The 26922-nt window shown below is 59.7% G+C and carries 22 protein-coding genes; 5 read left to right on the plus strand and 17 right to left on the minus strand.

Going from position 1 to position 26922, the window contains the following annotated elements:
- Window positions 1–5: 5 nt before the first annotated feature.
- From AAHM40_RS23060 to AAHM40_RS23110, 11 genes are all read right to left on the minus strand, one after another.
- Window positions 6–665: an alginate O-acetyltransferase AlgF gene (locus tag AAHM40_RS23060; protein WP_446731609.1), complete on the minus strand. Its 660-nt coding sequence runs from the start codon at window positions 663–665 to the stop codon at window positions 6–8.
- On the minus strand, window positions 662–1840 hold the full coding sequence (locus AAHM40_RS23065) for an alginate O-acetyltransferase (RefSeq protein WP_342246752.1): 1179 nt from the start codon (window positions 1838–1840) through the stop codon (window positions 662–664). The genes AAHM40_RS23060 and AAHM40_RS23065 overlap by 4 nt, the downstream gene beginning before the upstream one ends.
- 8 nt (window positions 1841–1848) lie before the next feature.
- Entirely contained in the window at window positions 1849–3342 is a 1494-nt protein-coding gene (locus AAHM40_RS23070) for an MBOAT family O-acyltransferase (RefSeq protein WP_342246753.1), read from the minus strand.
- Between the two features lie 184 nt (window positions 3343–3526).
- Window positions 3527–4630 carry a mannuronate-specific alginate lyase gene (locus AAHM40_RS23075; RefSeq protein ID WP_446731610.1) on the minus strand — a complete coding sequence of 368 codons (1104 nt, stop codon included), beginning with the start codon at window positions 4628–4630 and terminating at the stop codon, window positions 3527–3529.
- 10 nt (window positions 4631–4640) lie between these two features.
- Entirely contained in the window at window positions 4641–6059 is a 1419-nt protein-coding gene (locus AAHM40_RS23080; RefSeq protein ID WP_446731611.1) for an alginate O-acetyltransferase, read from the minus strand.
- Window positions 6060–6068: 9 nt separating this feature from the next.
- Window positions 6069–7640, minus strand: coding sequence for a mannuronan 5-epimerase AlgG (gene algG, locus AAHM40_RS23085; RefSeq protein WP_342246755.1), 1572 nt, complete (start codon window positions 7638–7640; stop codon window positions 6069–6071).
- 28 nt (window positions 7641–7668) lie between these two features.
- Entirely contained in the window at window positions 7669–9117 is a 1449-nt protein-coding gene (locus AAHM40_RS23090; protein WP_342246756.1) for an alginate export family protein, read from the minus strand.
- 11 nt (window positions 9118–9128) lie between these two features.
- Window positions 9129–10538 carry an alginate biosynthesis TPR repeat lipoprotein AlgK gene (gene algK, locus AAHM40_RS23095; protein ID WP_342246757.1) on the minus strand — a complete coding sequence of 470 codons (1410 nt, stop codon included), beginning with the start codon at window positions 10536–10538 and terminating at the stop codon, window positions 9129–9131.
- Between the two features lie 27 nt (window positions 10539–10565).
- Complete coding sequence (locus tag AAHM40_RS23100; RefSeq protein WP_342246758.1) at window positions 10566–11720, minus strand: PilZ domain-containing protein; 1155 nt, start codon at window positions 11718–11720, stop codon at window positions 10566–10568.
- A 33-nt stretch (window positions 11721–11753) separates the two neighbouring features.
- Complete coding sequence (locus AAHM40_RS23105) at window positions 11754–13235, minus strand: glycosyltransferase family 2 protein (RefSeq protein WP_342246759.1); 1482 nt, start codon at window positions 13233–13235, stop codon at window positions 11754–11756.
- 81 nt (window positions 13236–13316) lie between these two features.
- The gene (locus AAHM40_RS23110; protein WP_342246760.1) at window positions 13317–14627 is read right to left on the minus strand and encodes a nucleotide sugar dehydrogenase; all 1311 of its coding nucleotides are present in this window, start codon (window positions 14625–14627) and stop codon (window positions 13317–13319) included.
- A gap of 829 nt (window positions 14628–15456) precedes the next feature.
- On the opposite strand from AAHM40_RS23110, the gene AAHM40_RS23115 reads away from it, so the two are divergent.
- From AAHM40_RS23115 to AAHM40_RS23125, 3 genes are read left to right on the plus strand one after another with little or no spacing between them, the layout of a single operon-like run.
- On the plus strand, window positions 15457–15912 hold the full coding sequence (locus AAHM40_RS23115; RefSeq protein WP_342246761.1) for an Hsp20/alpha crystallin family protein: 456 nt from the start codon (window positions 15457–15459) through the stop codon (window positions 15910–15912).
- A gap of 27 nt (window positions 15913–15939) precedes the next feature.
- Window positions 15940–16311 carry an Hsp20/alpha crystallin family protein gene (locus AAHM40_RS23120; protein WP_342246762.1) on the plus strand — a complete coding sequence of 124 codons (372 nt, stop codon included), beginning with the start codon at window positions 15940–15942 and terminating at the stop codon, window positions 16309–16311.
- Between the two features lie 27 nt (window positions 16312–16338).
- The gene (locus AAHM40_RS23125; protein WP_342246763.1) at window positions 16339–16842 is read left to right on the plus strand and encodes an Hsp20/alpha crystallin family protein; all 504 of its coding nucleotides are present in this window, start codon (window positions 16339–16341) and stop codon (window positions 16840–16842) included.
- A 2492-nt stretch (window positions 16843–19334) separates the two neighbouring features.
- On the opposite strand, the gene AAHM40_RS23130 is transcribed toward AAHM40_RS23125, so the two are convergent.
- Complete coding sequence (locus AAHM40_RS23130; RefSeq protein WP_342246764.1) at window positions 19335–19556, minus strand: BPSL0761 family protein; 222 nt, start codon at window positions 19554–19556, stop codon at window positions 19335–19337.
- 50 nt (window positions 19557–19606) lie between these two features.
- A complete protein-coding gene (locus AAHM40_RS23135) occupies window positions 19607–20035 on the minus strand; it encodes a hypothetical protein (protein ID WP_342246765.1) in 429 nt (142 codons plus the stop codon).
- Window positions 20036–20123: 88 nt separating this feature from the next.
- Here AAHM40_RS23135 and AAHM40_RS23140 point away from each other — a divergent pair, with 88 nt between their 5' ends.
- The gene (locus AAHM40_RS23140; RefSeq protein WP_342246766.1) at window positions 20124–20435 is read left to right on the plus strand and encodes a helix-turn-helix domain-containing protein; all 312 of its coding nucleotides are present in this window, start codon (window positions 20124–20126) and stop codon (window positions 20433–20435) included.
- A 551-nt stretch (window positions 20436–20986) separates the two neighbouring features.
- Window positions 20987–22027: a hypothetical protein gene (locus AAHM40_RS23145; RefSeq protein WP_342246767.1), complete on the plus strand. Its 1041-nt coding sequence runs from the start codon at window positions 20987–20989 to the stop codon at window positions 22025–22027.
- Between the two features lie 111 nt (window positions 22028–22138).
- Here the strand turns inward: AAHM40_RS23145 and AAHM40_RS23150 are convergent, their stop codons facing one another.
- The 4 genes from AAHM40_RS23150 to AAHM40_RS23165 all read right to left on the minus strand — a co-directional run bounded on the left by AAHM40_RS23150 (window position 22139) and on the right by AAHM40_RS23165 (window position 26458).
- The gene (locus tag AAHM40_RS23150; RefSeq protein WP_342246768.1) at window positions 22139–22801 is read right to left on the minus strand and encodes a hypothetical protein; all 663 of its coding nucleotides are present in this window, start codon (window positions 22799–22801) and stop codon (window positions 22139–22141) included.
- A 156-nt stretch (window positions 22802–22957) separates the two neighbouring features.
- Complete coding sequence (locus AAHM40_RS23155; protein ID WP_342246769.1) at window positions 22958–23659, minus strand: hypothetical protein; 702 nt, start codon at window positions 23657–23659, stop codon at window positions 22958–22960.
- 165 nt (window positions 23660–23824) lie between these two features.
- Window positions 23825–24619, minus strand: coding sequence for a hypothetical protein (locus tag AAHM40_RS23160; protein WP_342246770.1), 795 nt, complete (start codon window positions 24617–24619; stop codon window positions 23825–23827).
- 609 nt (window positions 24620–25228) lie between these two features.
- Window positions 25229–26458 carry a phospholipase D-like domain-containing protein gene (locus AAHM40_RS23165; protein ID WP_342246771.1) on the minus strand — a complete coding sequence of 410 codons (1230 nt, stop codon included), beginning with the start codon at window positions 26456–26458 and terminating at the stop codon, window positions 25229–25231.
- Between the last annotated feature and the right edge of the window lie 464 nt (window positions 26459–26922).

The following is a 26922-nucleotide window of genomic DNA, read 5'->3' on the forward strand; positions in this document are numbered from 1 at the left end:
TGCCCTCACTCATTGGCCAGTGGGCGTTTGACCCAGACCGGCGCGAGCCTGCCGCCGCTGCTGGTGACGTACAGGCACACGACCTCGCCGCGATCGAGGGAGACCGGCTTCAGGTCACTGACTTTCTGGTTGCCGGCGAACAGCGCCAGGTTGACCTTGACCGGGTTGATCTCGCGGTCGCCATAACTCTGCGGAGCGACGTTCTCCACCACCGCGGTCTTGCCGTCGGCGGTTTTCAGGCTCAGTGACTTGTCGCTGAGGTTCTGCACCCGAACCAGGGCCTTCTGCTTGTTCCGGTAGGGCTTCTCTTCCACCAACCGCGGCTGGCCAGTGGGCAGGTTGACCAGGGTGTAGAAGCGGCCCGCACCGAGCTGCACCGGCAGGCTCTGGCTGCCGACCTGGGCGCTGTAGTTGCCGCCGGGAAGGAAGCTGAAATCGGTGCTGGCCAGTGGGCCGACATCCTCGAGCCTGGCGCTGCCGACATTGGCGCTGACCTCCTGGTTGCTGGCGTTGTACAGGCGCACGAAGGTCGAACCCTTGGGTGCGGCGGGGCCGTAGAGGGCGGCGTCGTCGGCTTGTGCCTGCCAGGTGAACAGGCTGGCGAACAGCAGGGCGCCGGTGGCGATCAGAGGGTGCCTTGAGCGTGGGTGGGTCATGGGTTTCATGGTCGGTTGCTCCTCGAGGGGCCGAATCGATCGGCCTGGGTAGCCAGGCGTCGACCTGCCGCGCCATCGGCCTCGAGCTGGTCGATCCAGGTCGGATCGAATTGGCTTAGGTCGGGGGCCATTGGCAGGTAGCGTTCGGGGAACTCCCAGATCAGCAGTTGCGGCGGGGAGTCCTTGAACGCGTCGGATTGCAGGTACTTGAGCATCGGCAGCAGCGGTCCCTGGCCGCTTTCGGCGAAGTTGAGGATGTCGCTGCCCAGGGCTTGGCGCAGGGCGCCGAGGAAATTCCAGTCGGGCGCGGCGCTGTAGCTGGTGCCGACCAGCACCACCGGGAAGCGGATATCGGCGAACAGTGCGGTGGCGTCGTCGCCGGGGCCGGAAGCCAGGCTGTGGGTTCGACGCGGCTGCAACTGGTCCGGTGGCGGCAGCAGGCCGCTGAACAGCGGATCGAGCGGGAGGAAGCGCACCAGGTCGCCCAGGTAGGGCTTGCCGGCGGCCTGTTCGGTGACGAAGCGCTGCCGCTTGCCAGCCAGCGGCGCATGGCGTTGCACGGCCCGGGCAAGGTGTTGGGCAACCCGCTCGGCGCCGTGTGGGGTCCAGTGCGTATCGGTACGCAGGAACAATGCATCCCTGGCCTTCTCCTGCTGCAGGTTGGCGAGCAGGTCGGGGGCGAGGATGCCGTTGCAGTGCGCCGCGTCGTGCAGCCGCCGGTAGAGCCCGCGCTGTTGCCGGCCCGGCCGCTCCTCGCCGAGGTGCTCCGGGTACAGGCGTGCCTTCGCCGGGACGATCGCCAGCAGCAGCTTCACCCCATACTCGTCGAGCCGCTGCTGGACGCCCCGGATCAGCCTGAGGTTGGCCTCGATATGCTGCATGCCGTGGGCCACAGGCTTGAACTCTTCATCACTGAACAGCCAATCGTGACGGCCCAGCATCACCCCCGGCCGGCCTTCGTCGAAGACGCTGTAGTCCAGTGCCGCCCATAGGTTGGTGCCAGGGCGCTTGAGGGGGAACTTCGCTTCGTAGTGGGTTTCCACCGCCTTGGCCAGGGTGCCATCGAGCAGGGACGCATCGGCAGGCAGGCTGACGTCCATCAACCCACGCAGTGACCAGGCGCCGATCCCCAGCAGCGGGGCCAGGAACAGGGCGATATGGGCAAGGCGTGAGGTCGGACTCATGACGCGCCTCAGAACTGGAAGTACAGGAAGGGCGAGTAGCTCTGCGCCGAGAGCTTCAGCACCGAGGCGCAGAACAGCAGGAGCAGCAGTGGGCGCTGCAGCGCGGCGGACCAGGCCAACAGGCGGCCGCTTCGGCTGGCGCTGACGGCAGGTGGCAAGGCCTCTCCGGGCGGCTCTTCGGCAGCGACCTTGGGTGCGGCATGGGCGAGCGGCTTGCTATAGAAATCGTGCAGACCAAAGAGCGCGAGACTGGCATAGGCGACTACCAGGGTGACGACCTGGAGGTCGGTGAGGCCCGCCTGGCCGAACTCCGATAGCTGCCAGCCGCCGAAGCTGAACATCGCCTGGTACATGCGCGCGGCGACCTGCAGGTTCTCCGCGCGGAACAGTACCCAGCCGAGAATCACCACCAGGAAGGTGGCGCCCCACTTCAAGGGGTTGAAACGCTGCGGTGCGGCGTCGACGCCAAATGCGCGCTCGATCGCCAGCCAGAGGCCGTGCCAGGCGCCCCAGAGCACGAAGGTGAAGTTGGCGCCGTGCCACAGGCCGCCGAGCAGCATGGTCAGCATCAGGTTGCGATAGGTGGCGAGGGTGCCACCGCGGTTGCCGCCGAGGCTGACGTAGAGGTAGTCGCGCAGCCAGGTCGACAGGCTGATGTGCCATCGCCGCCAGAATTCGCTGATCGACTGGCTGATATAGGGCTGCTTGAAGTTCTCCAGAAAGCGGAAGCCCATCATCAGGCCGAGGCCGATGGCCATGTCGCTGTAGCCGGAGAAGTCGAAGTACAGCTGCGCGGTGTAGGCCAGAGTGCCGAGCCAGGCATCGGCGGCACTGGGGTTTTCCAGGGCGAAGCAATGGCTGACCAGCGGCGCCAGGGTATCGGCGATGAACACCTTCTTGATGAATCCCTGCATGAACCGGGTGCAGCCCTCGGCGAACTTGTCGAGGTTATGGGTGCGGTGGTGGAACTGGCCGGCCAGGTCGCGGAAACGCAACACCGGGCCGGCGATGAGGTGCGGGAAGATCGCCACGAAGGCGGCGAAGTCGATCAGGCGATGGGTGGCCGGGGTGTCGCCGCGGTAGACGTCGATGATGTAGCTGATCGACTCGAAGACGTAGAAGGAGATACCGATCGGCAGCAGGATGTGGCTGATCACGAAGGGTTGCATACCCATCGTGGCGATCAGCGCATTGAAGCTGTCGACGCCGAAATTGGTGTACTTGAAGTAGCCGAGGATGGCCAGGTCCGCCGCCACGCCGAGCAGCAGCCAGTGCCTGGCGGACAGGGTGCGTACGCCCGCGGCGCCGACCTTGAGGCCGATCCAGTAGTTCCACAGGGTCACCACGGCGAACAGGGCGAGGAAGTCGACCCGCCACCAGGCGTAGAACAGATAGCTGGCGATCAGCAGCAGCAGGTTGCGATAGCGTGCCCCGCACAGGTAGTACAAGCCGAGAAAAGTCGGCAGGAACAGAAACAGGAACACGTTGGATGAAAACACCATCCGCGTTTCCTCCATTGAAGAACTGTCAGGGCCAAGCGGCCCACCCGTTTCTCCCCTGGTGTTGCAAGGTCGTGCGCCCCGCCGCCTCTAGGCGCGATCGGGGGTGTTGCGCCGCCCCGTGTGTGGGGCGGATACAGGTTCTTCGTTTGCCGCGGATGCGTCCGCCGTACACACCCTGTTTGTCTCAGCCCTTCCTCGCTGCCGAGGGATCGAACAATCGGGTCAGGTCGCCGCCGAGGCGGAAGTTCCTGAACGGCTGCATCGACTGCTTCCACTTCAGCGTTTCTGCGCTGCAGCGGTAGAGCGTGCAGTAGGGTTCCAGCCAGGCGAACTTGCCGTCTTCCTTGAGCTCGGACATGGCCTGGCGCTTGCCTGCCTTGTCGGCGAAGGCGTCCGGGTCATCGAGGCCCTGCAGCACCCGCTCGGCCAGGCGGCGCAGCGCGGCGTCGTGGTCTTCGCGCAAGTCGACGCCGTTGGCCTGCGCGAAGGCGGCGATCATCGCCAGGGGCGGCAGGCTGTAGTTGTGGTAGGCGAGGGCGCGCTGCTCGCGCTTGAGTTCGTTGGGCAGGAAGCCGTCCCGGTCGACCTGGCCGGCGGCCACGCGGAACTGCGCCACCGACCAGTCGAAGAGGTCGCTGCGGTCGGTCGCCACGGCGGTTGCCATCACCGACCAGGCGGCCCAGTAGGAGTGGTTGTTGATCTCTTTCAGCGGCAGGTCGCTCCAGTCCTTGACCGTCTGCTCGGCCAGCTTGACGAACCACGACTCGATCAGCCGGCTCTGCCGGGCATAGGGTTCGAGTGGTTGCGACCTTGAGAACTTCAGCCGCAGCCAGGCGGCGGACAGGCTGCCCAAGGCCCATTTGCGCATGGACTTGCCGGTGTGGTTGAAGTTGGTGGACAGCAAGGCGTTGGCCCGGGCCCAGTCACCGAGCCACTGCAAGGTGCATTGCAGGCTCTGGGGCTGGCCATCGCGCATGTAACGCATCACCTGTTTGTTGACGCCGCGTTCGAGATCGTTGATGGCCTTGGTCTTCGCGCGGAATTCCTCTTCGGCCTCGCGATTGAGGGTCGCGCGCGCCCCGTCGGAACCTTCGTACTTGCTGCGGAAGACCAGGGCGTCGGTATAGGGCTTCGGCGTCGCCAGGGTGCAGTCCTGCGGGTCACCTTTCCTGTCTCGTTCGACCGCGGCGTAGTACCCGGGCGGCGGCACCAGTCCGGCGCCCTGCACGGCGCCGCTGACGAGCAGGGTGCAGGCCAGGAGGCCGGGCAGCAGGCGTTGCGCGTGCATCATGTGCTCCTCATGGCTTGCTCTGGGCCGTCTGCTGCGCCGGTGCGGTGAAACGGTTGCGCTGGCACACCTTGACCTCGACCTCGAGCGGCTGGCTGCCCGCTGCCGGTCCTTGCAGCTCGAGGGAGAGCAGGATCAGGTCGGCCCAGTCCGAATCCGAGCGCAATTCGAAGGCGAAGCGTCCGTCGGTCTCGCTGGACCTGGGTTTCTCGATCTTCAGCGTCTCTCGCCGGCCGTTGAGGTGCCAGAGGGAGGCTTGCAGGGTCTTCACCGAGGTATCGGCGAAGCGGATATCCACCTGGTATTGGCCGTTGCGTACGTTCTTCAGGCCGTCCTGGCCGTTGACCAGCACCTCATTGCTGCCAGGGCGCAGCTTAGTCTTGGCCGAGAGTATCGCCGGCTTGCCGACGCAGCCGTTGTCGAGCATGGCGAAGATCTGCCGGTAGATGGTTTCCTGGTCCAGGCGGTAGAGCGGTGAGAATTCCCAGATCAGGATCTTCGGCGGGTTGTTCAGGAAGTCCTGGCTGCCGAGCAATTGCAGCATGGCCTCTTCCAGGCCACCGCCGGGCAAGGCGGCATTGAACACGTCGGCGCCCAGGTGTTCGGCGAGGAAGCCGGCGAAGTTGTAGTTGGGCCCGCTATGGCTGGTGCCGATCAGGACGATCTCCGGGGTGCCGGTATCGCCGAAGAGCTCGTCGTTGCCGCTCGCAACCTTCGGTTCGGTGACGAACTGGTCGGTGTATTCAGGGGCGTAGCTGATGTTGCACAGCTGCCCGGCGACCTTGTGCAGGGTGCCTCTCTTGCCCATGCGGCCGACCACCTTGCTGACGAATTCGCGTTTGGGGATGTCCTGGTAGGCAGGCAACTGCTTGATGGTGTCCGCCACCAGCCTGGCGGTGCGATCCGCGCCATAGGGGGTCCAGTGCTGGTCACCGCGGAAGTAGAAGGCACGCTCTTCCTTTTCGCCGGCCAACTGTGAAAGGTCCGGCACGGCGAAGCCCATCCGCCGGAAGCGGCCGAGCATGGCCTGGTAGTTGGTCAGCGCCCGTTGATAGTCGAAGCTGGCCATCTGCGCGGGATTGAGCTTGTCGCGATTGACCAGGCCGCGAGTCGGTTGATAGACCAGCACCACCTCGATGCCCTTGCTCTGGAAGGCATCGTGCAGGCGTTGCAAGCGACGGTAGCCGGCCGGAGAGGTTTTGAACTCGGTGCGCAGGTCCTCGCGGGTGCGGAACAACCAGTCACCCTGGGCCTGCACCAGGGTGACGAAGTTCTTCTGGTAATCGGTGGTGTACAAGTTGGGGTTGTGTGCCGCCGGGCACAGGCTGCAACAGGGCGTTGCCCGATAGACCGGGCCTTCAGCCTGCACGGCACTGGCGGCAAGCATCATCAGGATCAGCGGCAGGTAAAACAGTGGAGTTGCGTTCATAGGGTCACCTCAGTCCTGAAGTCCTGCCTGGCTTTCCACCAGGCCGATTCGCACGGCCTTGCGCTGGCGCACCAGCAGATCGAGGATTTCGTTCTGGCGCTCGCCCAGGATGCCGCTGAGGCTGATGCCCGAGGATTTCCCCGGCAGCGCCATGTCCACCCGGTACAACTCGATGGAGAGCGGCGAATCGATTGTCAGCGGGGTGCTGCCGTTGCCGGACAGCTGACCGCCGACCAGGGTCATCGACACCTTGGTGTCGTAGGGGTCGATCTTGAGGTTGCGGCGCTTATCGGTGAGCTTCCTGGTGTGTCCGTATACGCCGCTCAAACCATTGCCGACGACGAAGTTCTCGTACAGGCGGATATCCACGCTGTTGCGCAGGCGGATACCGTGGCGGGCATTGCCGATCACCCGGTTGCCCCACAGCAGGTTGTCGGAGCTTTCGTAGAGAGTGATGCCATCGGCCCGGTTCTCGTACACCTCGTTGTAGGCCACCAGGTTGTTGCGGCTGTTTCGGTCGAGGACGATGCCGGAAAGCTGGTTGTCATGGATCTGGTTGTTGAAGATCCAGCTGTGGTCGACCTCGCGGGAAATGATGATGCCGTGCTTCTCGCGGGTCCCGCTCACGGTGTTGTTGGCGATGACCAGCCCCTGCGAGCGGTCGTGCGGGTCGATTCCGTAGACCTGGCTGTCGCGGTAGGTATTGCCCTTGAGCACCACATCCTTGGCTTCGTAGCAATAGAAGCCGAACCACAGGTCGGCGAACTCGGAATCGAGGAGCCAGCCCGTGGGCGCAGCACGGCGCAGGCGTCTGCTGATGTCCGGCGTGTGCTGCGACAGGGACATGCCATAGGACTTGTTGCTGTTGTAGCCGAGGCTACCGAGGAAACTGTTGACGATGTAGGTCTCGGTGCCGCCCCAGGACAGCACGAACGGGCGGAATTCCCCGGGTTTGCGCAGGGTCGCCGCGGCATTGTCCTTTTCCCGCCAGCCGATGATCTTGCTGTCGGTGACGAACAGCTTGCCGTCGTTGATCAGGAAAGCGCCGCGCTCCTGCGACAGGCGCAGGGTCTGGCGGTCGATGTGCAAGGTCGCACCGTGGGCCACGACGATCGGCAACCGTGCCAGGTAGATGCCCTCGGCGGCGTTGTTGAAATGCTGCTTGGGCAGCTTCTTCGCCAATGTGGCGAGGTCGACGTAGCCGCCTTCGATGAAGATCGCCTGCGGCATGCCACGCTGGCGCCTGACCCACTCGGCGAGGCGATTGTTGCCACCGACGAATTGCTTCAGCGTGTCCTGTTGCAGCATGCGCCGCAGCGTCACCCGGCCGGTTTGGTCGCGTTGGATCCTGGCCTGCACGGCTGCGGCGGTGTAGCCCGACAGGTCCGGCAACTTGGGTACGGCCAGGCTCAGCGGCCCGACCGGCACACTGGTAACGGTGTAGGTCGGCGCCTTGCGAACCTCCTGGGCAGTGGTGTCCACCGATGGCGCGCTCGGCTGTCCCGCCGGTGCACTGCTGGTCAGCAATGCCCCAATCACCAGGACCACCGTGGAGCAGCATGCGCGCCACCGGGTGTACATCTTTGCAGTCCTCCTCAGCTCATGGGCGTCAGAATCGCCAGATCACGTCCACTATGGCGCGGTGCATCGTCGAGTCGACGCCACTGCCATAGGCATCGCCGGAGAAGAACAGGCCGCCACGCAAGCGCACCAGCGCTGAGGGTTCGTCGATCGCCTGGCTCATGGAGGCCGGCAGCAAACCCTCCTTGAAGTACTTGGTGAGCACCAGGTCGACCTCCTGGCCGATGTCCTTGTCGTCTTCGGTCAGCGCGGCGTTGATTCCGCTGTCGCCAAGCGGCTGGTCGCCGTCGACGCGCCAGAAGCGGTGGTAGACCAGGCTCGCATCGTATTCATCGCGCAACTGCCAGGAGCCGAACAGGGTGGCTACCTGCAGATTGCTCAACTCGCCGCGGAAGGCTTCGCCGAAGCGGTGCACGCGCGAACGCGTCCCGGTGAAGTTGTTGCGATTGCTCTCCAGGCCGGTCTGCTGGAAGTTGTCCTCGCCGTCATCTCCGCCGCCGCTGCCACGGGCGTAGGCGATACCGGCCCGCCAGCTCGGGTCGAAGCTGAAGCGCAGGCCGAGGTCGGTGCCCCAGGCGTTGACGTTGGCGCTTTCCTCGCCGCTGGCAATGGGCTGGCCGCCGGGCCCGCTGGTGGTGAGCAACTGGTCGCGGTCGCCGCTCAGCCAGATCACGCTCGCCCAGTAGTTCAGCTGTTGCTCGTTGCGCCAGTTGAACGCGTCGCTGTTGGCGCCCAGGCCAACCCAGGTGAGGTCGCCGGTGGTGTCCTTGTCCAACTGATCGACCTCTTCGCCAGGACTGGGCAGGTCGCCGTCGTCATGGCTGTAGTGCAGGTTGAGACCGACCCAGTGGCCGGGCGTCCACTGGGTGGCGATATCGCCATAGAGGTGCTGGCGGTCCTCGTCCTCCGGCGCCAGTTCGTCGATATCGGTGCGGTACTCGCTGAAGCGTTCGGCCAGCCCGAGATGGGCGCGGAGGAGGGTGGTGTCGAAGGTCCAGTTCAAGGCTTCGATGTTGGTGTCGCGCCAGAAGCTGTCGTCATTGCGCAGGCGCTGGCGGCCCAAGCGCAGCTCTTCGCCCGGATAAGCGGTGAAGCCGGAATAGCCGATCCAGAATTCGCGCATGGCCAGGTAGCTGTCATCGGCCTGCCGGTCGTTGTCATTGTCGCTGCTGGCACCCTCTTCCAGGTCGGGGGATTGCAAGGGGTCGGTTTCGATGGTGTCGGTGGCCGCCACCGCCTGGGCCATGGCGTAGGCGCTCCAGTCTCCGCGCTGCAAGTAGAACCAGGGGCGCACGTCGATACCGATGCCGCTGACGTCGCCACCGTTGCGGGTACCGAGGTCGCGGTCGTCTTCGGACTGGGCGGTGATCTTGATGTCGAGCCCGAACGGCTTGTCGTTCGTCGTCGCGGCCCATACCGGTGCGCCGCAGAGTAGTGGAACGGTCAGGCAAACCCGGATCCATTGATGTCTATTCATAGTCTGTACCGTTAGGGACGAAGGTCGGCGGTGTTGCTGGCGGCCGGTTCGACGCTGAGAACTTCGCCGCTGGCCGCACGGAGCATAGTGCTATCACCGCGAAACTGCCGCTCCTCCTGTAGCCGCTTTTGCGCCTCGGCGCGCTGGGTCGGCGACAACTGCTGCGCCAGTTGCGCCGAAAAGGCCGGCGCTTCGGGCTTGCCGGCCTGTTCCGCGAGTTGGCTGAAGACATAAGCGTTGATCAGGTCCGGCTGGACACCGCGGCCCTGGCTGAACAGCTGCGCAAGGGCGAAATCGGCGCTGGCGTGGCCGCTGCGGGCGGCACTGAGCAGGCGGTCGAGAGCCTCGTCCGGGTCGACCTCGCCGAGGTAGCCGCGGCGATAGATCTGCCCCAGGTAATAGTTGGCACTCGGCTCGGTAGCCGCGGCCTTGAGCAGGTGTTCCTCGGCCTTGGCCGGGTCCTGCGGTACCACCTTGCCTTCGTAGTAGAGCTTGCCCAGCAGCAGCTCTGCGCGCGGTTCGCCGGCATCGCGGGCGCGTTGCAGGTATTCCAGCATCTGCTCGGTATTGCCCGGGGCCGGGTCGTCGTAGAGCAGGCGGGCGAGGCTCACCCAGGCCGCCGGGTAGCTCGGCGCTATCGGTTCCAGCAAAGCGGTTGCGGTCTCGATATCAGGCGTGCCGAGCGTCGGGTCGGCCAGCACCTGGGCCACCGAATCGACCCGTTGGGGTGGTACCCGGCCGTTCTGGTAGGCGTTCTGCAGCTGGGCGATGAGGGCTTGCTGGTGTTCGCGCTGCCCGCGCTTCTGGTAAACCGTGGCCAGCTCGACGTAGCAGGCATCCTGTACCGTGAGGGCCGCCTTGCAGATGCGTTCGATCTCGTCGAGATGCTGGTCGTAGGTGCCCTGGGCCCGGTACAGCAGCACTTGCGCCAGTTCCGCCTGGGGCTGGCCCTCGGCACGCCACTGGCTGACCTGTTGCTGCGCATTGACCGTGGGGAAGGTCTGCGGGTGTTGCACGTAGAGCAGGGTCAGCGGCAGCACCGTGTTCTGTTCGCCGGCGGCCATGGCATCTCTGAGCAGCGTCTCGGCTTCGCGCTGCTCGGCCACACTGGCGCCCGGTTTGCTGGCCAGCAGCCGCCCCAGGCGCGCGGACGCACGCGGCGAAGTGGCGGCGGCCTTGCGGTAGGTCGCCTCGGCCTGGCGCCGCTGTTCCGCGTCGCCGGTTTCCAGCTGGATGTCCGCGAGGCCCACCTGGGCGTCGGCGTAACCTAGGTCGGCGAGCTGGCGGTAGTTCCGTTCGGCCGTGGCGGTGTCGCCGCGGGCCATGGCTTCCTGGGCCAGGCGCTGATCGGGCAGGCCCGTGCAGCCGGCCAGGCTCAATGCGCCGAGGAACAGGAGAGGGCGTAATCGTATGTCAGCCACGAGCAGATCCTCCAATGAGCCAAGCGCCTAGTAGAACTTGTCGATCAGCCCGGCAAACGATGGCCCCCGGCTGACGCTGACTTCCACCGGCCGGCCGGCGAGGGCATTATCCAGCGGCTGGTCGGGTTTGATCTGGACACGGATGTCGGTGGACAGGTCGTTGAGGGTGGCAGAGTTCAGGGTGCTGCTGACGATGGTGCCGCTGCGCGCCTGTTCTTCACCGGCGACTACGAAGCTGACCTGGCTTCCCGGTGGGACCGCCCTGAACTTGGCATAGGGAAAACTCGCATCGATGCTGGCCTCGCTTCCTTTCTGGGCGAGCTGGAAGATCACGTCGCCCTTGCTCGCGAATTGCCCGTCGGCCACCAGCTGGCGGAGCAGGGTGCAGTCGCACGGGCTGGTGACCGTCCCACTCATCTGCCGGCCCAACAACTCCTCGAGACGTTCGGGCTTGATCTGGCTGTCGGCCAGTTGGCCCTTGAACATATCCATCATCGAGGTCTTGAAAGTGGCGATCGGCGCACCCTTGGTCACGACCCCGTCTTCGCGGATCAGGCTTTGCACCGTACCTTCGCGCGGCATGGTCACTTCCATGCTGGGGACAGTGACCAGTGCGGACTGGGCGTGGGTGACGAAGTACAGGTCGTACAGCGCCGAGACGATGAAGAAGAACGCCGCCGTACCGACGACCAGCACGGCGAGACTGAGGACCATTGCCCGCAGGCGGCCGAACCATCCCAGCCCGGAGTGCCCCTTGTTCTTGCGCGGTGCGCCGAAGTTATCCCGCTGCAGGGTGTTGAGTAGCTCGCCGACGCCGACCAGTTCACCGGAGAGGTGTGCGGTGATCAGGTGGCGCAGGGCGATGATGTCGCGCGGCTTGAGGTTGTGGAACTGGCAGCCGACGCGGTTGCTGGCCGGATCGAAGGAGCGCACCTGGAACTCGACGCGCATGACCAGCGCCAGGTCGTCGATGGCGAAGGTCAGCTCACCCTTGTGGTAGTCACCGACCTCGACCGGGTGCTTGCCTGCCAGGTAGCTGAAGCCGCCGGCGGAAAGTTCCTGGAGGCTGTGCTCGACCACTTGGTGATGCTTTCCGGCGAAACGGATCCTGGCCGGAATCCGCACCCGGGTATGCTGGCGCTGGATTTCCGATTCATGCACGACATTAACGGCGGTGTTCATGGCGGCGTTCCTACTCGATTCCATTGGCGTGGCTCACACGACCAGCAACAGCGTGGCGATGAACAGGCTGGCGGCGGAAAAGGTCATCGAACGTGAGGACCAGACATTGAACCAGCGCTGGAAACCGCCGAGGTTGCGGTTGAGCCTGGTGTTCTGGCGGGTCCAGGACTGCTGGTCGAGGCGGAAGAAGACATGGATCTTCACCAGCGCGCCGACTATCTGGTTGTAATAAAGAAGCAGCGGATAAGCCGGGCCGACGGGATGACCGGTGACCGTCAGCAACAGGGTCAGGATCAGTCGGGTGAAGCCGATCCACAGCAGGTAGATCAGCAGGTAGGCGATGCTGTACTTGAGACTGGCGATGATGGCCACGGCCAGGCCGAGCAGGCAGGTCCACATCGACACGCGCTGGTCGAACAGCACCAGGCTGGTGAACCAGCCGAGGCGCCCCGGGCCGAGCTTCATCGCCCGCGAGTTCTGCCGCAGGTTGTTGCCGTACCAGCGGAACATCAGCTTGCGACTGGCCTTGAAGAAGCTTTTCTCCGGCGGATGCTCAATGGTGTCGATCGCCGCATCGGGCACGTAGAAGGTGTCGTAGCCGAGACGCATCAGGCTGTACCAGCTGGACTTGTCGTCACCGGTGAGGAACGGGAAACGGCCGAGCCGCCAGTGGTCGAGATAGTCGTTCTCGACGTCGGCGATGAACCGGGGGTCGGTCGCCACCTGGGCGCGGAACATCGACAGGCGCCCAGTCATGGTCAGCACCCGCTTGCCGAGCGCCATCGAGCACATATTGAGGTGGCGCTGGGCGAAACGTAGCCTGTGCCATTCGCGCATGAGGTAGCCGCCGCGCACTTGGCAGAATTCGTTGGTGGTCAGCCCGCCGAGCTTGGGGAACAGCCGGAAGTAGGGCACGGTCCTGCCAATGATGCCCGGCTCGAGGATGCTGTCTCCGTCGACCACCACGACGACCGCATCGGACGTCGGCAGATGCCGGGAGATGGCGCGAAAACCATTGGCCAGGCCGTCGCGCTTGCCGGTGCCGGCGATACGCACGAAGTGCAGCTTGACCCGTGCCGGCGGGTCGTACCTCGCCCACATACGCTTCACCAGCGACTCGTCCGACAGCTCCACTATGGAACAGACAACGCTGGCGGGGTGGCCGCAGGCGATGGCTTCCTCGATCACCGAGCGGTAGACCATCGCGGTGGTCAGCGCATCGATGCGGAAGCTGGTGACCAGCAGGCACACATGGGGGAGGGCGGCCGACTCGAAGGGCTGGCGCGCCTGGCGCCGGTAGCGCGGGAAGACGACGTAGAGGAACAGCAGGCCGCGGAGGAAGTGGGTGAGGCCCATGGAATAGCGCCAGATGCCGACCACACCGAGCAGCAGGAGAAAGTCCTGGGACGTGGGGTCGAAAAGCGTCTGCGGCATTGCCAGGGCGAGAACCATCAGCAAGCTGAGGTAGAACAACCACCCGGCGATATTGATGAAACCCTGCGTGAACCTCTCCATCGTCTGCGTCCGTGATCTGTTTCGCACAGGGCGAATGGCTTGCTCGCTCAGGCCAAGCCATCGCCAACCGGTTTCAGTCGCTCACCAGCAGATGCCCTCGCGGCAGTCGTCGCTACGCTGCGCCATGAAGCCAACCAGGTCGACCACATGCTTGCCTTCCGGCACTTGCTGGACGAGAGCCCGGAAGCGTTCGTCGGCATTGCCGAGGACGATGATCTCCGCATTCGCGATGACGCTGTCGAAATCGCTGTTGAGCAATGACGAAACATGGGGGATCTTCGATTCGATGTAGTCCTTGTTGGTACCGTGGACCCGGGCGTATTCGACATTGCGGTCGTAGATGCTGAGTTCGTAACCCTTGCCGATCATCATCTCGGCCAGCTGTACCAGCGGGCTCTCGCGCAGGTCATCGGTGCCCGCCTTGAACGACAGACCGAGCAGAGCGACCTTGCGCTTGCCATACCCGGCGATGATGTCGAGGGCGTGCAGGACCTGCGCTTCGTTGCTGTGCATCAGCGCCCCGATCAGCGGCGTTGCCACATCCAGCTGGCCGGCACGATAGGAGAGGGCGCGCACGTCCTTGGGCAGGCAGGAGCCGCCGAAGGCGAAACCGGGGCGCATGTAGTACCTGGACAGGTTCAGCTTGTGGTCCTGGCAGACCACGTCCATCACCTCGCGGCCATCGACGCCGACGGCCTTGGCGATGTTGCCGATCTCGTTGGCGAAGGTGACCTTTGTCGCATGCCACACGTTGCAGCTGTACTTGATCATCTCCGCCACTTCGATGCTCTTGCGCACGACAGGAGCGTCGAGTTCTTCGTAGAGAGTCTGCAGCAAGTCGCCGGAATGCCGGTCCAGTTCGCCGATCACCGTCATCGGCGGGAAGTTGTAATCCTGGATCGCGGTGCTTTCGCGGAGGAACTCGGGATTCACCGCCACGCCGAAGTCCACCCCCGCTCGCTTGCCGGAGCAGTCCTCGAGAATCGGGATCACCACATTGTTCACGGTACCCGGCAACACCGTGCTGCGCACCACGACCGTGTGTCGCTCGGACTTGTCGCGCAGGGCGAAACCTATCTCGCGGCAGACGCCTTCGACGAAGTTGAGCGCCAGGTCGCCGTTCTTCTTGCTTGGCGTGCCAACGCAGAGCAGCGACACATCGGTGGCGGCGATGGCTTCGGAAACATCGGTAGTCCCTCGCAGCAGCCCCGCCTGGATGCCTTGTTGCAGCAATTCCTGCAAACCCGGTTCGACGATCGGGGATTTCCCCTGGTTGATCAACGCGACCTTGGTCGGCGAAATATCCACGCCGACAACTTCATGACCTCGCGCGGAAAGGCAGCCGGCGCAGACCGCGCCAACATAGCCGAGCCCGAAAATGCTCAGACGCATTTCTTTTCTCCTTAATCGTCAAGTTCATTAGGTTCATCATGTGCGCCAATAAAGTGCATGACCGATAAAGTGAATCGACTTAGTTACAGTGCTCGGCAAAATTACCGGGAAGCCAATCGCGCCCATGACAAAAGGCGGCTCCCGGCCGAAAAGTCGGTACCTGATCCTTCCTGGAAGTTTTTTCATTCGACAAGACGAGGCGGTCCACAATGCCCCGTACAGACCTGTCTCGAACTGCGGTTCATATAGTGTCTTGCTTGCCGCTTCCGAACCCTTGGTTCGAACCTGGCAAAGAACCCTGCAATCGATGAACAGCCGGTGATGAAACTCTGACCAGCAGTGGCAAAAGAAAGTTAGGGCCGTGTGTCGCCATTTTTAAAATGAATCGCTATGGCGATTAGCGCCAAGTAGCCTCAGACGATCTGGGGCCGTTGTTGTCCTGGCGTGATACCTGACCTGTTTGCACCCCACTCCAAAGGAGAGGGGCGGCTCATGGTGGATTGAGGCATAACCTGCCGTTGTTCCAGACGAAGGATCACGACGGAGAAATTGCGCTGCTCTCCACCGGCAAAGCCCGAGTGATTAGGAACTCAATCGCTCGGCCTGCTTTTTGGGTTGAGCCCGAAGCGGAAAACTCTTTGAGGCATCCAGTGGGGACAGGGCAAAGATTCAACGTGCAAAAGGATGGGAATATCTAATTCCACATTCGTTTAAGCCAGGACTTGAAACCCTCGAAATCGCTTACATATTTCCCGTCGACAGGGACTGGAGCCGGGAGCTTCGAGTCTCCTGCCCAAGATCATGTCCGTCAGCCGGGAGGAGGTTTGTCATGTACGAGTCCCTTCTTAATCTGTCGAGCGATCCTATTGCCGAGTTCGAGCGGCTGCAGCGCGAACTGCAACAAGTCCTGGGACCAGGTCTTGCGCGTCCAGGCAGCATTCGCGCGCTGGCCAGCGGTGCATTCCCTGCGATCAATGTGGGCAGCACGCCGTCCAGCATGGAGGTCTATGCCTTCGTGCCCGGTGTCGACCCGAGCAGCCTGGATCTGCAGATCCATCGAGGGCTGCTATCGATAGCCGGCGAGCGCCGGCCAGTGCGGAGCGCGGAGGAGGGCAACTGCTCCGTGTACGCCAACGAGCGTTACGCCGGGCGCTTCAAGCGCACCGTGAGCCTCAACGATGAAGTCGATACCGACAAGGTCGAGGCGCGCTATTGCGACGGCGTTCTTCGCATCTCGCTACCACGGCGGGAGGCGGCTCAACCCAGGCGCATAGCCATTCAGTAACAGCATCGGTTTGAAGGAGGAATCACCATGAACGACAAGCAAGCGGTCGGGCGCGGCGAGACTGAAATCCAAACACTGCTGCCGCGTGTCGACGTCTTCGAAGATGACGACGGAATCCAGGTGTTTGCGGATCTTCCGGGCGTGCCCAGGGAGCGTCTCGTGGTCAACGTGGAGGGTGACACGCTCTTGCTGGAAGGGGAGATCATGCCGGCGATGTCCGAACAGTTGGAGGCCGTCTATGCCGAGGTCCAGCTGTCGCGGTTCCGGCGAGCCTTCACCTTGAGCTCCGAGCTGGACACGACGCGGATCGACGCTGAGCTACGGGACGGCGTGCTGAGCGTGCGCGTTCCCAAGCATGCGCATGCGCAGCCGCGCAAGATCGTTGTGAAGGGCGAGTAGGGCCTTGAGCCTACGGAGGTCGACCCCATGGACAAACTAGCTGAACTCAAGCATGGCCTGGAAGAGACCTGGCATTCGCTGGGGGAGGGCTGGCGCCAGCTTCGCGAGCGTGCCAGCGAGTCCCTGACGCGTTTCACGCCGGTCAACCGTAGCAGGCATTCGCTGGAGGATGCCGCCTCGCCACCGGCACTTGCCTCGAATTGGGGATTGCTGGCCGGCGATCTTTACGAGGATGGCGAGCAGATTGTCGTCCGCCTCGAGGTGCCAGGCATGGTGAAGGAAGATCTGGACCTGGAGGTACGCGGCGATGTGCTGTTCATCCGCGGAGAAAAGCGCCTCGAGCAGGAACAGGGCGATGGGCGCTACCGGGTCCGCCAGTGCACCTTTGGCCATTTCCGCCGCAGCTTTCGGCTGCCGGCGCCAGTGATTGCCGAAAAGGCCAGGGCCAAATGCAGCAACGGCGTGCTGCGTATCGAACTGCCCAAGGAAGAGCGCGCGCGTGGCAGGCGCATCGAGGTTCGCTCGGGTTGATGCTGCGACTTCATCTTGTCCGTCACAGGCAAGGGACAACCCTCGTCACCTGGACTGTCCGCCCGCGACAAGCTCGCGGGCGGGCAGTTCTTTAACCTTGGAAGTAGACAGCGTCGGTGCTCACCACGCCAGGCTACTCGGTGCCATTAGGCAGAATCTCAAGAGATGGAGCAGGCCAACCGGCAGTCACCTCGATATCGCATTTAACATAATATAGATTATGCGTACTTTTGGATCCTCACAGCTGTGTCGATCTCGCCAACATTTTTGACGGCGTTTTTTAAAAACGGGACTTTCGTTTTTTGAAAACGGGACTCTTAAATTTCAAAGGCTTACGTGTGATTTTGCCGTTGTGAGCCCTTACCTTTCTCAGTCCCGTTTTTAAAAAACGAGACTGGCTCTTCTTCAATGGTACTGACCCGAGTCCGTCCTCTGCATAGTACAGCTGCTACGAAAATCTTGAGCGTTTCCTTTGCCGTCCACCGTTCGCTGCGCCCGCTACTGCGTACAGGATGATTTACGGATAGTGGTTCACAACAGGCTAACTGCACAGCTCACTATGCGCCTTAACCTCACGATCAAGGCCTGCTCGGCCATAGAAGTGAATATCGCTTTGCGCGCTACGAAGCCTGGGTAAAGCGCCGAGCAACTCTGCTAGGAGCTCTAGGGTTAGCTTGCTGGCTTCAGCGAGCGGATGATCGTCGCGTTTGCGCATGCTGTCTGAACAGCTGGTTATCGCCACGGCGCGCTACGAAACCTGGGTAAAGCCCCGAGCCACTCCACCAGGAGCTCTAGTGTTAGCTTGTCGGCTCCAGTTGGCGGACGTTTGTCGTGTTACGCATGCTGCTTGAATTTCTGTCTGAGACAGCTCGCATTTCATCAAGCTTCTCACTAGGAAACCTCGGAATAATCTGGGCTAGGCTAGTGCTAGGGATTTATTTGCCAAACACGGGCGGTTGCCAAAATTTGTAATTCATGCTTCCATTCAGAGTATTCACTTTTTCTCAGCGCGCTACATCAACTTCTATAGTTGCTCCTGATATAGAAAAATCAGATTTTCGCGTCGCCCCTCCTTGTTTTTTCGCCTAATCCATAACTTCGCATAACACCCCTTATGTTAAATATGGTGTTGATTTTCAACGTGTTCCTGCATGTGAGTCCGCTACAGAACCCTAGACGGAATCTTCGGCAGATCTTGGTTCGGTGCTCAAGGCAATAGCAGACTGGGCGTCCTCATAGCTCGAGTACCCCGCTGGATTAGCTGCCTCATTCAGTGCCTGCGTGTACGGAATCCCTTTAGCTTTCTTGATTGACTTAGCAAGACGCTTGATCACGTCCAGGGTGGTCGGCCGAAGCTGGTCAAATGACAACATTTCACTTCCTCACGTGACGACAAAACAATAGGAATGCCACAAAGGTTAGATGACGTCAGTAGGTTATCGGCTACCGCTGAGTTCCATTGGAAGATGTGCGTTCCCCTCCCCTAACCAGCTTTGATCGCATCTATAACCGCCATTGCCTCCTCCTTTCCTTGGGAGGTTTAAGTACGCCGTGTCATGCAGCCCACGCGCGGACCGCTCGATGACCACGCCGAACTGCTCACGGCTGTGTCCAGCCAGCGATTAATCAGCTTCAGATCGGGGCTGAAATTGTGCAAACAGATGTGAAGGCCTTTGCTGGCTTCACCTGCCGAAAGGCCCATGCCAGCGCCGTTTCCAAAGATTTGGAAATGTGAAGAAGAAAGGGTGGCGAGCTGTGCCTTGCATCAACGAAAACTGCCACCCTCATACCCACATCGGCCCCTGCCCCACACCCGGTTGCTCTGGTGTGCTCTAGAGGAAAGTGCCATGGCAGTTCGGGTCATATTGAATGGATTAGCCCGTCAGCAAAACTAGCCTTATGGCCTAATCTTTAGCTCAAATCCCTTGTTTAGCTGCACAGCTAAACAAGGGATTTGAGCTAAAGAAAGCCTGAGCTCTAGCCTGTTTGGGTGACGACTCGTTGAGGTGCGATGGGCTGAGAGATGCAATAGAGTGGCGGTCGGCGATTTAGTCGCCGGCCGGCCGCTCTGGACTTCATGAGCGGGACTAGCCCTCCGACGCACCATGCGGCGTTGCGGAGAGCTGGGGGCGAGTTGGAAGCGTTTACAGGTCCGGGCCTCCAATGGGAAATGTGCGCCCTGCTACCCGCTTCAGTAGTGTGTCGCTGATGAGCAACCGGTCGGACTCGAAGCCCCCGAGGAACTTCAGCAGCACAATCGAATCCTGCGTTCTTTGATGCTAATCGTTAGACTGAACCACCACCGTCGCAGGCCCATTCTGAGTGATGCAAAGCGCCAGTGTCGCGGCATGCGGCATGCGGCTTGTGAGGTAGCTGATCGTTTGTACGCGCGTTGGAAAGCGTCCACGGAAACGGTCTGAGGACTCTCAACAAGCCGATGTAAGCCTGAGCCTGGACCTAGTCATATTCGGCCTCATGTCCGTACAGGCCCGTTACTCAATACTCGAACTGAAGAAAGGGTTGTAGCCGTATCTCGCACCCAGTGATTCCTGAATGTGGCCCTGTAGGAGTACCTCGCCTTTGCTTGGATAGTGGCGGAGCAACTGTGTGGCTAACGTCCGCATCTCCTTGCTCTGTGAAGGATCTCGTTCAAGACGCTCCAGAAACTCGCGCGCCTGGATTACTGCTCGGGTGCGTTCAAGAGGTATGGTCATGCGGCTGTCCTCTGGTTCCCGTCACCGGCGAGGTGCCGGGGAAGGCGACATCAACTTTCAGCATCGGCGCTGAAGACCAATCGCCAGTCTTGCCGTGGCAGGTTCTTCGATGCTTCATGGTCGAAATAGGTCGTTCCGGATTTAAGCACATAGGCGTAACTGGTCCCTCGAGCCAGTTCTATGCCCTCAACTGCCTTCAATTTCTCCATCCGCCATTCACCAGTGCCGTTCATATGTCCTGGACTCACCAGTTGGACCTGCTGAATCTTCCAGCCGTTGGCTTTCGCAGCGGCCAGATCCACTAGATCTGGCACCGTGTAGATGAGCAAGGTCGTTGTGCGAGCGCCCTCTTCGTCCAGGTCCAGTGCGGAGACATGGAAATAGGGATAGCGGCCAAGATACTCAACGTACCGCCACGAATGGCCTCCTCGCAGAAGAGCGCCTACAGGGACTTCCGCATGCTCAAACGTGAGGAACATTCTGGCTTACCTCGGCAAAATGAACACTATAGTTTGTAGCATTATAGTGTTCGCCATCGCTTTATAGTTCCTTTTGCAGGTACCGCAAATGGAACTGAATATGGCCTTCGGCCAGGCCCTCAAGCGCTCGAGACACGTCGCAAGACGAACCCAAGAAGATTTTTCTCCGGTAAGCAGCCGCACCTACATCAGTCAGCTTGAGCGAGGGCTCAAATCCCCGACCCTGGAAAAGCTCGAAGAGCTCAGTGAGCTGCTCGGGGTGCATCCTGTAACCTTGGTGGCAGCCACGTACATGCTCAAAGACCTGGTGGGTGCGGGTGAGCTGCAGTCGAAACTGGTTCAAGAATTGAAAATGTTGGGGTTTGACGCCTCTGAGGAACACCTGGAGCCTGGGCGGTAGGCCTACAGAACAATCTCGTGGCTCGCCTCGTAGTCACACGGAACTCCCCCGCCTCAACGTGGTGAGCCGCTAGTGGACAAGCTTTGGTGCACTGTAGATTGACGGCTAGCCTCTTCCCAAATAGCATCGCGTCAGACCATAACCCCCACGCCTCGGGCGGGAAATTCCCGTACTGCGCACCAGGGGGTTTCTTTTTGCCCAGATTCCGGCCAGCGCGGGCAAGTGGCAGGCCTTCCAAGTTCCCAGAACCCCTGACCCGCTTCAGCGCATTCCAGGGGCAGTTACCACCCCCACACTCAGACTACAGGATCGAAATGTTCGCCCGGCTTTCACCTGCTCAGCTAAGGTCAAAGCCGAAATCGAGAACTGCGAATCCCCTGCCCTCGCCGCTTGCTGGTTCAACCCGTCACTACTGGCAGAGGCCGGCCAAAATCCGTCATTTCCGACAGAGGGCGCCACGCTTTCAAGCACGTTCTATGGGGGCAATCGTCCAGTCGTAAGGATTGCGCATGTATATTGGCGAGGCTCTATCGCCTGCTCGGAATACCGTGATGGCTGACCAAGAATACGACAAGATGATGGCTCGCTATTTAGCGGACATGGAGAAACAGTCCCGCGAACAGCTTGCCGCAGCAACTGACCTGATTGCGAAGTTCACCGCTCTGGCTGCATCCAAAGGCGTGATCCTCGGCGCGAACTCATTCGAGTACATCCAGACAATCGGCATCGTTGCCAAGGCGCCGGGCATCGCAAGGGCGCTATTGGGACCAATAAGGGCCGAGCGCGACGGAGTGCTGCCGTTCAACCAGATCGCGAGCCGATTCGCTCCCAGCCTCCATTACGAAGGATGCTTTGCCGGGCCCGACTATATTTTGATGGCCCACCCCTGTTACCGGCGTGGAATGCATCCAGTCAACAACTGGGCCCCGAGGTTTATAGACCTATTCTGGCGGTTCGACGGCCCTGGCATAGAAAAGTACATTGCCCTCGACGAAGACCGGGTCCGGATCGACGTCGGCGGGTTGGGCTATTTCGAGGCCGACACTTGGTACGGTGCGCCCTTCGACGAGGACATAGGAAGAATCAAGCCTGGAATCGTCAAGCTGCGCCCCCCCATGGATCTCGAAGCTCGGCATGTCTCCATCTTCTTCGCCAACGCGTACTGTCTAGACATCAAGTGGAGCGAATCGAATGGCATTAAGTCGTTCCAGGCCCTCGAAATGAAGACGGAGGACATTCGGATTAAGGTTGATGGGCAGCAGTATTTCCCCGCCCGCTACCTGCACGCCGAATTCGACCTCGCGACCAACTGTTTTAGGCACTTCGACGGCGCGATCCAGCTTTTCACGGAGGAGGAGTACGTCCAGAGGCGGGACTCCGACTTCAACATGACAATGAAGAACGCTGCTCACATCAAGGCCCGGTCGAGCAAGGTCTTCAAGATCAATGGACCGCTGAGAACAAAAGACTGGGTCGAGTTCTGCTGCCACTTCTATATAGCCAATCCGCTTACCTTCGAGTACTTCAGCGGTGAGTATCCTAAGCACATCACTGAGGCCCTGGAAAAGATCAAGGGCCACGCCGAGACCTAACCGAGTTGCTTGGAGATGGTCCGTTACGGGTCGAACCCGGCCTTTCACGACAGGCAGAGATCGGCCAGGAGCGGCCTTTCGAAGTATCAAGTGAGCCAGTGGTGATTTACTTCATTTAAATAATTGCTGCTCAACTATTTCAATGCAGCGCTTTACAAAGGCATCCTTTGCGACAGGGTCATCTTGATATATGTTCTTGAAGGCACGTCTCATAATTTCCTTGTAGCTGTTTTGGCTCAACATTCTGGAGGAAATAAATCTAAACTTCCCTGAGCCTTGCTGGGCAACAGACATGGTATATATTTTTCCAGCCATGCCCGAAATAGGAAGTTCTAAATTCTCTCCATCGATTCCAGCATCCAGATCTGAAAATATCACACACCTTGTCCCATTATTATTATCTGGGCATGGAACTAGCAAGGTTCCGAACTGGGACGAGTAGCTCACAACTTCCCTGAAGCTTAGCCCGTGTTTAATAGCATTTTGACCATTTTTAGGAGGGTCATAGTCATAAAGCTCAGAGGTTGAATAGATGTGATTACCCAAGGATAGATCTGCATAGAAATCCGGAAGCAAGAACTTCAAAGCATATCGCTGTATGTCCACTCCGAGATAGAAATTAACTTTCCTTTTGCGTCTTATTATTTCGAGCAGTAACCCTGCTCGCGCCCTTGATAACCCCTGCGACTTTGTGCTCTTCTGAAAATCTTCGTTAGTTATGTTTTGTAAAATACTTAAAGCATCAACGGGTGGCACACCATTAAAAAGATCCATAGCTAATGAATTCGTAAGTTGACTTTTGCTCTGAGTGACGATTTATAGCTGAAAGCCGCCGTCCGTGAGCGGTATCAATCGGCCAAAATCGGTCGCTAATGCTTGAACTCAACGGCCTTGCGCGGCTTTATGCGTAAGGTCCGGTTGAATGATTGGTTAGGCCGACTTGGAGCGTGTCGTGCGCTCCCGAAGCAAACCAACCTCTCTAATAAAGTTTCGTCGATCCTCCTCAGGTAGTTCCAGAATGAAAGCACATTTATTGCCTAGCCCATTAAAAGATGCGCCAACAACAAATGCGCGTATCGAATCGACAATCCATACTCGATCGTGGAGTTCATCTGTTTTTCGGCAGGTAAGCTTTATGCCGCGATCCTGGCAAAGCTTGGTGAATCCATCGGCAACTTCAGCGTCACGCTTTCTTGGTTTTACATATAGCTCTATGGCTTTGACGGTATTGGGAATGACGTCATCAACCCCAGCCAAATAGGCTGATTTTGAATTCTTATTGTTTGACAGAAGGAAATATGGATCGCAGATGACAAGTTGTTTCGCTCCAGAAAAGCCGTTACGCATATAGTCAATAGCTTCTGCTCTGGCAGCTGTGCCAACTCCAGTCATTAGTTGAACAAAGTTGTCTCCTTCTTCGCTTGCCATGCGACATGTAGGAATGGCGCGCTCCAAGAGGGCATCGACTTTCTGGTTTAAACAATGAAGGCGGTATTCAAATTTTTCATCCCAAAAAGGGTAAAAGAATCCCTCCCTGCGAATTCTTCGTAGAGCATCTTGATCACTATCGCTACGCTCAGCAATGGAGATTAGCTCTTTAAGATGCGCAATGAGAAGTTCCTTGCTTGGCATGAGGCGTCCTTAGATAGGTCTAACGATTAAGCTAGCGGGCGGCCAAAAGCGTAGCTTTTGGACGTCTAGCGAACGTGCAAAAAAGGGACAGATCTATTTTCTGTACTCCCACCCCACGAGTCAGCTTTATAGAAGAAAAAATAAAATTGTCTTTTCGCAGATGACTCAAGCGTTGGCTATGCCCAGCTTCTTGGCGTGGCGCCGCGTTTCAGTCTCGGGCACAACCCTTACGTCGACCGAAAGGCGTTCTGCCAGCTCAGCGAGTTGAGCGGGGAGATTTCTCTGGATCACAAGCACAGCATGCGCATCAGGAATCTGTAGAAGCGCGCGCTGCCAAGCGATGCAAATCGCGCGGTACTTTACGCATTGATAGATACCGCGCGAGAGGTCGGCATCGTTCGAAATGCGGGACTTCACTTCGACCGCAATGATGGAGTCACCCTTGCGGAAGCAGACGTCGACACAGTCTCCTGAGGGCAGCGCTTCCTCAACCATTCCGAGCCATCCGCGGATGCTTTCATCGATCACGATGGCTGGATGGTTCAGGACATAATCCTTCAGCAGACGATGATCTTCTGATTCGCCTTCTCCCGAGAATCCATTGGTTGGAGGAGGAATGACTTCGTCGTCAGCCTCCAACGTCAGTACCGGCTGCAGCAAATCCTGCAGCTCATAGTGCTCCAATAGACGGGCCCAATTGCGACATCTAAAAATGTCTTGGGTCGCCTCCTGGATGACGTTCCCTTGCTTCGTCCAATCCAGGTTTTCAAACCTGCGACCTTTGGTGTAGCGCCTGAAATAAGGGTCGCAGCCACTGCCTGGACGCCGGTTGGTCTTATTGACAACCAGAATGTTCAGCGGCGGCAAATCGAGGCCGAGTTCTACTTCCGTTTCCGCCAGCGCGTTTCCAAGGGTGCCCGCAGCATTGCCATATGCAGCGGCGTGAACGTTGTAGTTCATCCAGCCTCGCCGGACTATCTCTTGATCCAACTCCTTGTAGGTGATGGTGCGGTGGTTCTGTGCACACCAGACTAGGATCGGGACCAACCTACGAGCGGTTTCAATCGTCCATGTGCTTCCCTGCAGGCTCGGTGGTAACGGCATCTGTTATCTCCCTTGGTTCTAGATGCTGAATCTAATATCACCTTGCCAGCCATTAGGCTAGCCGGCGCGCAGTTGTCCCCCCGCCACGCCTGTTGGCTAAATTGGGCGCTTTTGCTTCAGCCCTGCGGAGTTCCCAAGGGGCCGGGGTGGCAACTGGATGTGGGAACTACCTGCGAAACCCTGTAGCGGAAAGGGGCACAGAGTCTTGTACCGAGGAGCGGTAGATAGCTCCGAAAGGCCGCATTTGGCCGATCGCAGTCACTCATGACCGGCTGGAGCCGCCCTATAGCGGCTACTCGCGAACGGCAGTTACCGGCCGATTACGACTGGTGGGGCGGTGGTCAGGTCGAGTGCAAGCGCTGGCCAGGACTAGCGCGATTGCGTAGTCATGTCAGACGAAACTCCGCAGTCTTGCGGTAAGCCGAGCTTTCGGCGTCGAGACCCGGTTGATCAAACGGTAGTTCTTTAAAGATTGGGCGAGCTTGCAAAAAGCACCGGATGGCCACCTACGCGGGCTAGCCGGATCTCATAAGTTGTGCGTTCGGGGCCGAAGAAATTCTCAGCTCTGAGGCCGGTCAAGTTCGCCTTATACTGGAAAGGTTCGGTAATCCCTTTGAGAACGCATTGAACAAACCTATCTTTGTTGTTGATGAACCAGGATCTAGCCTGCCTCCCTAGTACACCTGTGCCGCTATCGTTAAGAGGGCGTTTGGCAGCGAACGCGTGGCAGTCTGTTAACGTGAATTTCAGTGGCACCCAGAATAGCTCGGTACCGCCCATCGACACATGAGCAAGGAGATTCGCCTCGCCTGGGCATCCCTCAGGTAAATTGCCGTCCGACTCAATAGAAACTTCCCACTCTGCCTGGCCTTGAATGAGTCCAGCATCAAACCCGAGCCTAGTGCCGATTATCGAGATTCGCTGAGCGACAACTCGTGCCCAGCCAATGCGACCAGTATCAAGAACGCAGAGATAACGATAGAAACGCGTCAACGTGAACAGATCCCGACCATTAAAGCTCCAGGAGGTGAAGGGCTTCGAATCGACCTTCAGTGTGTACTTTCTCGACCTTGGCAGATAAGTAACGGTAGCGATCGTAACGTCCAAGGCAAGGGGCGCTGATTTGATGGCGTTTACGATTTCTGTGCGTGTTTTCTCTACCAGCTTGTTTTTCCCTACGAGATGCCCGTTAACCATGTGCTGAGCAGGTTTGCAGGCTTCCGAAAAACGGCTGTATAGATCCTGTAGGTCGGGAAGCAGGTCGCTCATGGCCTCGATCATTTCAAGGGACACTCTGCTTGCCTGGAAAAGCCAAGGCTTCACCTTCTGACGGACATCGTCGACCTGTTGCAGGTCGCGAGTTACATGGCTCAATTCAAGGTTCTTTAACCCTTTCCTTGTCAGATTTTGACTGCCGACGGTGGCGATTTGCCCCCGAGCAATAATGACTTTGGCATGAAGGTCAGGAAGGTGCAGGACCTCGTGTCCCGCTTCAACCAGTCGCTTTATCGCTCTCAGGTCTGAAGCTCCAGAGGCAAAGAGTTCCAGTTCGAAGCGAGTGTAGATCTGTCCGCTCTGATTCTGCTCAAGGATCTGCTGCGCGAGCGGGCCCGTAATGTAGGGCGAAAGGATCAAAACGAGATCGGAGTCTTTCACTTTATCCCAAGTGAGATTCGCATTCTTAACGTAGGACATCCTGATCCCTTTTTCCTGTCGGTACCTGTTAGAGTCTCGCCAATTTTGCCCCTTGATGGAACACCGAGATGGACACCGCCGCGATCTGGTTCACTGAGGATCCTAATTGAGGAGACACTCTCCACAAAGTCTGGACCATTCCCGCTCCGGTCGACATTCTCAGCCATTGTTTGGGGGAAATCAGCCCCTTGCGACTGGCTGCTTCTGGCCGGTTAGCGACCGTTGGTATGGCCAGCCACCCTTGTCCTCCCTCACATGGAGGACAAAGATGGTCAACTAGGTCCAAGGGCGCTAACCGACCCAAAGCGGATATCGTCAACGTCCCGAGTTGATCTCATGCGCTGGACGCATGGGAAGCGGCCAACCGTTGATCGGGCTTTGACTCGAGTGCGGGATGCTTCGGCGGAAAAACTGGGCACTCCTACTCTAACCGGTTCATTGAGCGAGGCGGTTTGAAGGGAGAG

This window comes from Pseudomonas sp. OTU5201, from assembly GCF_038440135.1.
Classification (GTDB): domain Bacteria; phylum Pseudomonadota; class Gammaproteobacteria; order Pseudomonadales; family Pseudomonadaceae; genus Metapseudomonas; species Metapseudomonas resinovorans.

What these genes read in the sequence shown, in the direction of transcription:
- AAHM40_RS23060 (WP_446731609.1), bottom strand. Translation starts at nt 665, where the DNA reads ATGAAACCCATGACCCACCCACGCTCAAGGCACCCTCTGATCGCCACC.
- AAHM40_RS23065 (WP_342246752.1), bottom strand. Translation starts at nt 1,840, where the DNA reads ATGAGTCCGACCTCACGCCTTGCCCATATCGCCCTGTTCCTGGCCCCG.
- AAHM40_RS23070 (WP_342246753.1), bottom strand. Translation starts at nt 3,342, where the DNA reads ATGGTGTTTTCATCCAACGTGTTCCTGTTTCTGTTCCTGCCGACTTTT.
- AAHM40_RS23075 (WP_446731610.1), bottom strand. Translation starts at nt 4,630, where the DNA reads ATGCACGCGCAACGCCTGCTGCCCGGCCTCCTGGCCTGCACCCTGCTC.
- AAHM40_RS23080 (WP_446731611.1), bottom strand. Translation starts at nt 6,059, where the DNA reads ATGAACGCAACTCCACTGTTTTACCTGCCGCTGATCCTGATGATGCTT.
- algG (WP_342246755.1), bottom strand. Translation starts at nt 7,640, where the DNA reads ATGTACACCCGGTGGCGCGCATGCTGCTCCACGGTGGTCCTGGTGATT.
- AAHM40_RS23090 (WP_342246756.1), bottom strand. Translation starts at nt 9,117, where the DNA reads ATGAATAGACATCAATGGATCCGGGTTTGCCTGACCGTTCCACTACTC.
- AAHM40_RS23100 (WP_342246758.1), bottom strand. Translation starts at nt 11,720, where the DNA reads ATGAACACCGCCGTTAATGTCGTGCATGAATCGGAAATCCAGCGCCAG.
- AAHM40_RS23105 (WP_342246759.1), bottom strand. Translation starts at nt 13,235, where the DNA reads ATGGAGAGGTTCACGCAGGGTTTCATCAATATCGCCGGGTGGTTGTTC.
- AAHM40_RS23110 (WP_342246760.1), bottom strand. Translation starts at nt 14,627, where the DNA reads ATGCGTCTGAGCATTTTCGGGCTCGGCTATGTTGGCGCGGTCTGCGCC.
- AAHM40_RS23115 (WP_342246761.1), top strand. Translation starts at nt 15,457, where the DNA reads ATGTACGAGTCCCTTCTTAATCTGTCGAGCGATCCTATTGCCGAGTTC.
- AAHM40_RS23120 (WP_342246762.1), top strand. Translation starts at nt 15,940, where the DNA reads ATGAACGACAAGCAAGCGGTCGGGCGCGGCGAGACTGAAATCCAAACA.
- AAHM40_RS23125 (WP_342246763.1), top strand. Translation starts at nt 16,339, where the DNA reads ATGGACAAACTAGCTGAACTCAAGCATGGCCTGGAAGAGACCTGGCAT.
- AAHM40_RS23130 (WP_342246764.1), bottom strand. Translation starts at nt 19,556, where the DNA reads ATGACCATACCTCTTGAACGCACCCGAGCAGTAATCCAGGCGCGCGAG.
- AAHM40_RS23135 (WP_342246765.1), bottom strand. Translation starts at nt 20,035, where the DNA reads ATGTTCCTCACGTTTGAGCATGCGGAAGTCCCTGTAGGCGCTCTTCTG.
- AAHM40_RS23140 (WP_342246766.1), top strand. Translation starts at nt 20,124, where the DNA reads ATGGAACTGAATATGGCCTTCGGCCAGGCCCTCAAGCGCTCGAGACAC.
- AAHM40_RS23145 (WP_342246767.1), top strand. Translation starts at nt 20,987, where the DNA reads ATGGCTGACCAAGAATACGACAAGATGATGGCTCGCTATTTAGCGGAC.
- AAHM40_RS23150 (WP_342246768.1), bottom strand. Translation starts at nt 22,801, where the DNA reads ATGGATCTTTTTAATGGTGTGCCACCCGTTGATGCTTTAAGTATTTTA.
- AAHM40_RS23155 (WP_342246769.1), bottom strand. Translation starts at nt 23,659, where the DNA reads ATGCCAAGCAAGGAACTTCTCATTGCGCATCTTAAAGAGCTAATCTCC.
- AAHM40_RS23160 (WP_342246770.1), bottom strand. Translation starts at nt 24,619, where the DNA reads ATGAACTACAACGTTCACGCCGCTGCATATGGCAATGCTGCGGGCACC.
- AAHM40_RS23165 (WP_342246771.1), bottom strand. Translation starts at nt 26,458, where the DNA reads ATGTCCTACGTTAAGAATGCGAATCTCACTTGGGATAAAGTGAAAGAC.